This window comes from Streptomyces sp. ASQP_92 (assembly GCF_025399895.1).
In the GTDB taxonomy this organism is placed as follows: Bacteria; Actinomycetota; Actinomycetes; order Streptomycetales; family Streptomycetaceae; genus Streptomyces.
On record NZ_JAODUA010000025.1, the window covers coordinates 69,710 to 77,585 of the forward strand.

General features: G+C 71.7%; 9 protein-coding genes and 1 pseudogene. All 10 read left to right on the top strand.

Annotated elements, in window-relative coordinates; genetic code table 11:
* Positions 1 to 9 precede the first annotated feature (9 nt).
* Positions 10 to 360 carry a 50S ribosomal protein L19 gene (gene rplS, locus N4G70_RS33115; RefSeq protein WP_261716477.1) on the top strand — a complete coding sequence of 117 codons (351 nt, stop codon included), beginning with the start codon at positions 10 to 12 and terminating at the stop codon, positions 358 to 360.
* 56 nt (positions 361 to 416) lie between these two features.
* On the top strand, positions 417 to 1,190 hold the full coding sequence (lepB, locus tag N4G70_RS33120) for a signal peptidase I (RefSeq protein WP_261716478.1): 774 nt from the start codon (positions 417 to 419) through the stop codon (positions 1,188 to 1,190).
* Positions 1,183 to 2,298 (top strand): annotated as a pseudogene (lepB, locus tag N4G70_RS33125) (signal peptidase I); the annotation flags it as partial. The gene lepB (N4G70_RS33120) and the pseudogene lepB (N4G70_RS33125), both read left to right, overlap by 8 nt.
* Positions 2,198 to 3,190, top strand: coding sequence for a signal peptidase I (gene lepB / locus N4G70_RS33130; protein WP_399037711.1), 993 nt, complete (start codon positions 2,198 to 2,200; stop codon positions 3,188 to 3,190). The pseudogene lepB (N4G70_RS33125) and the gene lepB (N4G70_RS33130), both read left to right, overlap by 101 nt.
* A 102-nt stretch (positions 3,191 to 3,292) precedes the next feature.
* Complete coding sequence (lepB, locus tag N4G70_RS33135; RefSeq protein ID WP_261716481.1) at positions 3,293 to 4,033, top strand: signal peptidase I; 741 nt, start codon at positions 3,293 to 3,295, stop codon at positions 4,031 to 4,033.
* Positions 4,034 to 4,038: 5 nt separating this feature from the next.
* Positions 4,039 to 4,533 carry an NUDIX hydrolase gene (locus N4G70_RS33140; RefSeq protein ID WP_261716482.1) on the top strand — a complete coding sequence of 165 codons (495 nt, stop codon included), beginning with the start codon at positions 4,039 to 4,041 and terminating at the stop codon, positions 4,531 to 4,533.
* Between the two features lie 55 nt (positions 4,534 to 4,588).
* A complete protein-coding gene (locus tag N4G70_RS33145) occupies positions 4,589 to 4,897 on the top strand; it encodes a DUF2469 domain-containing protein (protein ID WP_003965949.1) in 309 nt (102 codons plus the stop codon).
* 323 nt (positions 4,898 to 5,220) lie between these two features.
* Complete coding sequence (locus tag N4G70_RS33150) at positions 5,221 to 5,598, top strand: YraN family protein (RefSeq protein ID WP_261716483.1); 378 nt, start codon at positions 5,221 to 5,223, stop codon at positions 5,596 to 5,598.
* 1 nt (position 5,599) lies between these two features.
* A complete protein-coding gene (locus N4G70_RS33155; protein WP_261716484.1) occupies positions 5,600 to 7,216 on the top strand; it encodes a YifB family Mg chelatase-like AAA ATPase in 1,617 nt (538 codons plus the stop codon).
* Positions 7,213 to 7,876: DNA-protecting protein DprA (locus N4G70_RS33160; protein ID WP_261716485.1), on the top strand; the 664-nt coding region annotated here is incomplete at its 3' end. The genes N4G70_RS33155 and N4G70_RS33160, both read left to right, overlap by 4 nt.

The window sequence follows — 7,876 nt, forward strand, 5'->3', positions numbered from 1 at the left end:
TAGTCACACATGGCAAGCCTGCTCGACTCCGTCAACGCCGCCACGCTGCGCACCGACGTCCCGGCCTTCCGCCCGGGTGACACCGTCAACGTCCACGTCCGCGTCATCGAGGGCAACCGCTCCCGTATCCAGCAGTTCAAGGGCGTCGTCATCCGCCGCCAGGGCGCCGGTGTCTCCGAGACCTTCACCGTCCGCAAGGTCTCCTTCTCCGTCGGCGTCGAGCGCACCTTCCCGGTGAACTCCCCGATCTTCGAGAAGATCGAGGTCGTGACCCGCGGTGACGTCCGTCGCGCCAAGCTCTACTACCTCCGTGAGCTGCGCGGCAAGGCCGCGAAGATCAAGGAGAAGCGCGACCGCTGAGCCCCGGCTCACACCCGCGTACGGGTTCGACGGCGGCCGGATAAGCTCTGGCCCCGATGGACACCGAAGCACAGCACACGGAGCGCGACCGCAGCGCCGCCCCCACACCGGGGCCCGCGCGACGGTCGCGCTCCGCGCGTTTTTCCGCCCTGGCCGGCCACCTCGAAGGTCCCTGGCGCAAAACCGGGGCGCTGCTCGTGCTCTGCGTCGTCTTCCTGCTGGCGCTCAGCCACTTCGTGGTGCAGCCCTTCCTCATCCCCAGCGGCTCCATGGAACCCACCCTCCAGGTCGGCGACCGGGTCCTGGTCGACAAGCTCGCCTACCGCTTCGACGCGGCACCCGCACGCGGCGACGTCATCGTCTTCGACGGCCGGGGCTCCTTCGTACGAGAAGGTGACGAGGGGAACCCCCTGGGGCGCGCGGTGCGTTCAGCAGGAGCGGCCCTCGGCCTGACCGAGCCCGCCGAGACCGACTACGTCAAGCGCGTCATCGGAGTCGGCGGCGACCACGTGGTCTGCTGCGACCGGGGCGGGAGGATCCAGGTGAACGGCACGGCGATCGACGAGCCCTACCTCCACCCCGGCGACACCCCCTCCCAGGTGCCCTTCGACATCGTCGTGCCCGAGCACACCCTGTGGGTCCTCGGCGACCACCGCTCCCGCTCCAGCGACTCCCGCGACCACCTCGGCGACCCCGGCGGCGGCATGGTCCCCGTAAACCGCGTCATCGGACGCGTCGACTGGATCGGCTGGCCCTTCGGACGCTGGACCACGGTGGGCGGCCCAGCGCCCTTCACGGACGTACACGGCCCCGGCGCGGCCCATGGGTAGCCGCGGCCGACCCCGCACCACCCGCCCCGCCGCCGACCACCCCCTGCCCACCGGCACCCGGCCCACCTCCGGCCCACCCGCCCCCGCCGGCAGGCGGGGCCAGAGCGGCCGGGCCGACCGGCGCAGGCTCGCCCGCAAGGTCAAACGCCGCAGACGCAGGTCCGCGGTGCGCGAGATACCCCTGCTGATCACCGTGGCGCTGCTCATCGCCCTGGTCCTGAAGACGTTCCTCGTCCAGGCCTTCGTGATCCCCTCCGGCTCCATGCAGCAGACCATCACCATCGGCGACCGCGTCCTCGTCGACAAACTCACCCCCTGGTTCGGTTCCCAACCCGAGCGCGGGGACGTCGTCGTCTTCAAGGACCCCGGCGGCTGGCTCAAGGGCGAACAGAAGACGCCCACCGGCCAGGACCCCGTCGTCGTCAAACAGGTCAAACAAGGGCTGACCTTCATCGGACTGCTGCCCTCCGACGACGAGCAGGACCTCATCAAGCGCGTCATCGCCGTCGGCGGCGACACCGTCAAGTGCTGCGACAAGGACGGCAGGGTCACCGTCAACGGCCGGCCCCTCGACGAGCCGTACGTCTTCAGCGCCCCCGGCGATCCGGCCGCGCTCATCCAATTCGAGGTAAAGGTTCCCGCGGGCCGGATCTTCGTCATGGGCGACCACCGGACCAACTCGGCGGACTCCCGCTACCACCTCGACGACGGCCACCACGGCACGGTCCCGGTCAGCGGGGTGGTGGGCCGGGCGGTCGTCGTGGCCTGGCCTTTCTCGCACTGGCGCAGACTGGAGGTGCCGCCCACATTCGGCTCGGTGCCGGACGCGCCCGGCGGTTTCGCACACGCTCCGTCGCATAGGGTGTCGTCCCGGGATCCGGCGCCCGAGCCGGACCGAGCGACCCAGCCCCCGACCCCTGCGGAACTCCCGCTCGTTATGGGAGTGGTGGGCCTGAGCCTCGTACGGGCCAGGCGGTGGCACAGAGTGAGGAGTGGATGTGGGGGATTTGGCGGTCGGCGCACGATCCGGACGCGAAGAGCCGGAGGAGCGGCCGGAGAACCAGCTCGCCGATTCCTCCCCGGGACCCGCAGCGGGCCACGGCCCGGCGGAACCCGCGGACGGCCCCGCGCCCGGCCCTGTGGTGCCGGCGCAGGACAACGGCCCGGGCGACGGCGGATCCGGCGGCGAAGGACCCGATGACGGCGAGGGACGCACGCCCAGGAAGCCCCGCTCCTTCTGGAAGGAGCTGCCGCTCCTCATCGGCATCGCCCTGGTCCTCGCCCTGCTGATCAAGACATTCCTGGTCCAGGCCTTCTCCATCCCGTCCGACTCGATGCAGGACACCCTGCAACGCGGGGACCGGGTGCTGGTCGACAAGCTCACGCCGTGGTTCGGCGCCGAGCCGCAGCGCGGCGAAGTCGTCGTCTTCCACGACCCGGGCGGCTGGCTCGACGGTGAGCCCACCCCCAACCCGAACGCCGCGCAGAAGTTCCTCTCCTTCATCGGACTGATGCCGTCCGCCGAGGAGAAGGACCTGATCAAGCGGGTCATCGCGGTCGGCGGCGACACCGTGGAGTGCAAGAAGGGCGGTCCCGTCACCGTCAACGGCAAGACCCTGAACGAGCCGTACATCTTCCCCGGCGACAGCGCCTGCGACGACATGCCGTTCGGCCCGATCAAGGTGCCCGACGGGCGGATCTGGGTGATGGGCGACCACCGCCAGAACTCGCTGGACTCCCGCTACCACCAGGAACTCACCGGCGGCGGCACGGTCTCCAACGACGAGGTCGTCGGCCGCGCCTTCACCATCGCCTGGCCGCTCAACCGCCTCGACTGGCTCGGCGTCCCGGACACCTTCGACCAGCCCGGCCTGAGCGCCATGGGCACGGCGGCCCCCGCGGCCGCCGGTCTCGCCGGCGCCGTGCCGATGGTGCTGTGGCGGCGCCGCAGGCTCCTTCAAGCCCAGGTCAAGGCGGAAACCCCGACAGCCGGGGGCTGACCCGCGGGCATACCGCCGGGTAGGGTGCGGTCCCGGAATGTCGATCTCCGGGGCCCCGCGGCGCCAACGCGTCCGGGGCGCTGCCGGCAAGGGAGCCCTGCGATGAGCGGTAACGGACTGGACCAGGACGGCCACGGCCGCGGTCTCGGCAGTGTGCTGTCGGGGCTGGCCGTGGCCGTCGGCTGTGTCCTCTTCCTCGGCGGCTTCGCCTGGGGCGCCGTGCAGTACAAGCCGTACACGGTGCCCACCCAGTCCATGGAGCCCACCGTCCAGGCCGGCGACCGCGTCCTGGCGCAACGCATATCCGGCGGCGACGTCCGACGCGGCGACGTCGTGGTGTTCAGCGACCCCCAGTGGGCCAATGTGCCCATGGTCAAGCGGGTCGTCGGCATCGGCGGCGACCGCGTCACGTGCTGCGGCAAGGACGGCCGCCTCACCGTCAACGGCAAGCCCGTGGACGAACCGTATCTGCACGGCAAGGACGCCTCCGGCACCCCCTTCGACGCCAAGGTCCCGGCCGGACAGGTCTTCCTCCTCGGCGACGACCGCCTCGTCTCCCTCGACTCCCGGGTCCACCTGGAGGACGCCGCCAACGGCTCGGTCCCGCTGAGCGCCGTGAACGCCCGCGTGGACGCCATCGCCTGGCCCCTGCACGGCATGCTGGAGCGACCCACCGGATTCGGCGACCTGCCGGGCGGCATCTCGCGGCCCGGGCCGCTGCAACTGATCCTGGGCGCCGTGGTGGCCGGCGCGCTGCTGATCGTGGCCGGCGCCGCTTATGGCCCCATCGCCGGCCTCGCCCGCCGCCGCAGGACCCGCACCACCCGGGCCACCGGGAAGTGAGCCCCATGAGTGAACCGCGCGAACCGCGCAAAGTCGCCCGCGTCATCCTGCTCGACCCCCAGGACCGCATCCTGCTCATGCACGGCTACGAGCCCGAAGACCCCACCGACACCTGGTGGTTCACCCCCGGCGGCGGCCTGGAGGGCGACGAGACCCGCGCCGAGGCCGCCCTGCGCGAACTCGCGGAGGAGACCGGAATCACCGACGTCGAACTCGGCCCCGTCCTGTGGCAGCGCCAGTGCTCGTTCCCCTTCGCCGGCCGCCGCTGGGACCAGGACGAGTGGTACTACCTCGCCCGCACCACCCAGACCGAGGCCACCCCGACCGGCCTGACGGAACTGGAGCTGCGCAGTACCTCGGGGCTGAGGTGGTGGACCTCCGCCGAACTGTCAGCGGCGCGTGAGACGGTGTACCCGACCAGGCTCGCCGAGCTGCTGCGCACGCTGCTCGACGAGGGTCCTCCGCACGCGCCGGTGGTCCTGGACCCCGAAATCGTCTAGGGGCCCAGGAGGCTGACGCACAATAGGGGGACGCACGGCTGAAGGGGAACATGCCATGAGCGCCGAGGACCTCGAAAAGTACGAGACCGAGATGGAGCTGAAGCTCTACCGGGAGTACCGCGACGTCGTCGGTCTGTTCAAATACGTGATCGAAACCGAGCGTCGCTTCTACCTCACCAACGATTACGAGATGCAGGTGCACTCGGTCCAGGGCGAGGTGTTCTTCGAGGTGTCGATGGCTGACGCCTGGGTCTGGGACATGTACCGGCCCGCCAGATTCGTCAAGCAGGTACGCGTCCTCACATTCAAGGACGTGAACATCGAGGAGCTGAACAAGAGCGACCTCGAACTGCCGGGGGGCTGAGAGGACCTGCCGGGGGGCTGAGCCGGCCGGTCCGCCGGGGGCTGAGCGGAGCGTCTCCGGCGGGGCCGGGGGTCGGGGGGTCGGGGCCTCGGGGGAGTTTGGGGCCCGGTGGGCCTGCGGCCGCCCGCCGAGACCCCGGACGGGGCCCGGATCCAGACCCGGGGAGGGATCCGGACGGCATCCGGACGGCATCCGGACGGCATCCGGACGGCATCCGGAAGAACCCCTTCGAGGGGCGGAGTTTTCCACAACCCCGGGGTTATCCACCAAGATCCACCCGCCGGCGCCCGATGCGTGACAGTCGGAGCCGGAGGTGGTGCCGGATGAACGCTCGCGGAGCACTCGGAAAATACGGCGAAGACCTGGCGGTACGGCTGCTCGAAGCAGCCGGAATGACAGTGCTGCAACGCAACTGGCGCTGCGGCAGGACCGGCGAAATCGACATCGTCGCCCACGACGACACGGCCCCCGGCGGCCCCGTACTCGTCATCTGCGAAGTCAAAACCCGCAGGACCGGCGCCTACGAACACCCCATGGCCGCCATCACGCCCACCAAGGCCGACCGCCTCAAACGCCTCGCCGGCCACTGGCTCGCCGACCACGGAGGACCACCGCCCGGCGGCGTACGGATCGACCTTGTCGGAGTCGTCCTGCCCCGCAAGGGCGCCCCGCGCGCCGAGCACGTCCGGGGGGTGGCCTGACATGGGATTCGCCCGCACCTGCTCCGTCGCACTGGTCGGCGTCGAGGGAGTCGTCGTCGAAGTCCAGGCCGACCTCGAACCCGGCGTCGCCGCCTTCACCCTCGTCGGCCTCCCCGACAAAAGCCTCGCCGAAAGCCGCGACCGAGTACGGGCCGCCGTGGTCAACTCCGGCGACACCTGGCCCCAGAAGAAACTCACCGTCGGCCTCAGCCCCGCCTCCGTCCCCAAAAGCGGCGCCGGCTTCGACCTGGCCATCGCCTGCGCCACCCTCGGCGCCGCCGAACGCATCGACCCCCGCGAACTCACCGACCTCGTCATGATCGGCGAACTCGGCCTCGACGGACGCGTACGACCCGTCCGCGGCATCCTGCCCGCCGTCCTCGCCGCAGCCGAAGCCGGCTACGAACAAGTCGTCGTCCCCGAACAGACCGCCGCCGAAGCCGCCCTCGTCCCCGGCATCTCCGTCCTCGGCGTCCGCAGCCTGCGCCAACTCGTCGCCATCCTCACCGACGAACCCGTCCCCGAAGAAGAACCCGCCGAACAAGGCCGCCCCGACGCCATGCTCGCCGGCCTCGTCGTACCCGGCGCCGGAGCCGGCACCGGCCTCGCCACCGGCCCCCGCGACGGCGACCTCGACCTCATCGACGTCGCCGGCCAGCACGCCGCCCGCGCCGCCCTCGAAATCGCCGCGGCGGGCGGCCACCACCTCCTGCTCTCCGGCCCACCCGGAGCCGGCAAAACCATGCTCGCCGAACGACTGCCCGGCATCCTGCCGCCCCTCACCCGCCGAGAATCCCTCGAAGTGACCGCCGTCCACTCCGTCGCCGGAATCCTCCCGCCCGGCGAACCACTTGTGCGCCGAGCCCCCTACTGCGCCCCCCACCACTCCGCCACCATGCAATCCCTCGTCGGCGGCGGAAACGGCCTCCCACGCCCCGGCGCAGTCTCCGTCGCCCACCGCGGAGTGCTCTTCCTCGACGAAGCCCCCGAATTCGCCGGCAAAGCCCTCGACGCGCTGCGCCAACCCCTCGAATCCGGACACGTCGTCATCGCCCGCAGCGCCGGAGTCATCCGACTCCCGGCCCGCTTCCAGATGATCCTCGCCGCCAACCCCTGCCCCTGCGGACGCCACACCCTGCACGGCGCGGGCTGCGAATGCCCCGCCTCCATGATCCGCCGATACCAGGCACGCCTCTCCGGCCCCCTCCTCGACCGCGTCGACCTCCGCGTCGAGGTCGAACCCGTACGCCGCGAAGACCTCCTCGGCGGCGGAGGCCGCGGCGAACCCAGCGCCACCGTCGCCGCCCGCGTCCTAGCCGCCCGGCAACGCACCGCCGCCCGCCTCGAAAACACCCCCTGGAACAGCAACAGCGAAGTCCCCGGACACGAACTCCGCACCCGCTGGCTCACCGCCCCCGGCGCCCTCGCCGGCGCCGAACGCGACATGGAACGCGGCCTGCTCACCGCACGCGGCCTCGACCGCGTCCTACGCGTCGCCTGGACCATCGCCGACCTCGCCGGAGACGACCGCCCGGACGCCGGCCACGTCGCCCTCGCCCTCGAACTCCGCACCGGCATCTCCCGCGGCGCGCCCATGCCCACCGGGAGCGTCACATGAACACCGCCGACGCCGGCCCCGAGCGCCTCGCCCGCGCCGCCCTCACCCGCGTCATCGAACCCGGAGACGAACGCGCCGGGCGCTGGCTGCGCACCTACGGCGCCATCGAGCTCCTGCGCCGCCTCGCCGCACCCCAAGGCCCCGAAGACGACCCGCCCGGCGCCAGCCCCGCCCGGCTCGACAGCCACCGCCGCCGCGCGGCCCTCGCCGACCCCCGGCGAGACCTGGCGACCGCGGCCGCCGCCGGCGCCAGATTCCTCATCCCCGGCGACGAGGAATGGCCCCGCCAACTCGACGACCTCGCCGACGCCCGACCCGTCGGCCTCTGGGTCCGCGGCCACGCCGACCTGCGCATGTGGGCCCTGCGCTCCGTCGCCGTGGTCGGCGCCCGCGCCTGCACACCGTACGGAGCACACATGGGCGCCGTCCTCGGATCCGGGCTCGCCGAAAAAGGGTGGGTCGTCGTCTCCGGAGCCGCCGCCGGAGTCGACGGCGCCGTCCACCGCGGCACCCTCGCCGCCAAAGGCGCCACCATCGCCGTCCTCGCCTGCGGAGTCGACGTCATCTACCCGCGCGGGCACGCCGAGTTGATCGGACGCATCGCCGAACAGGGCCTCCTCGTGGGCGAATTACCGCCCGGCGACCACCCAACTCCCAGCA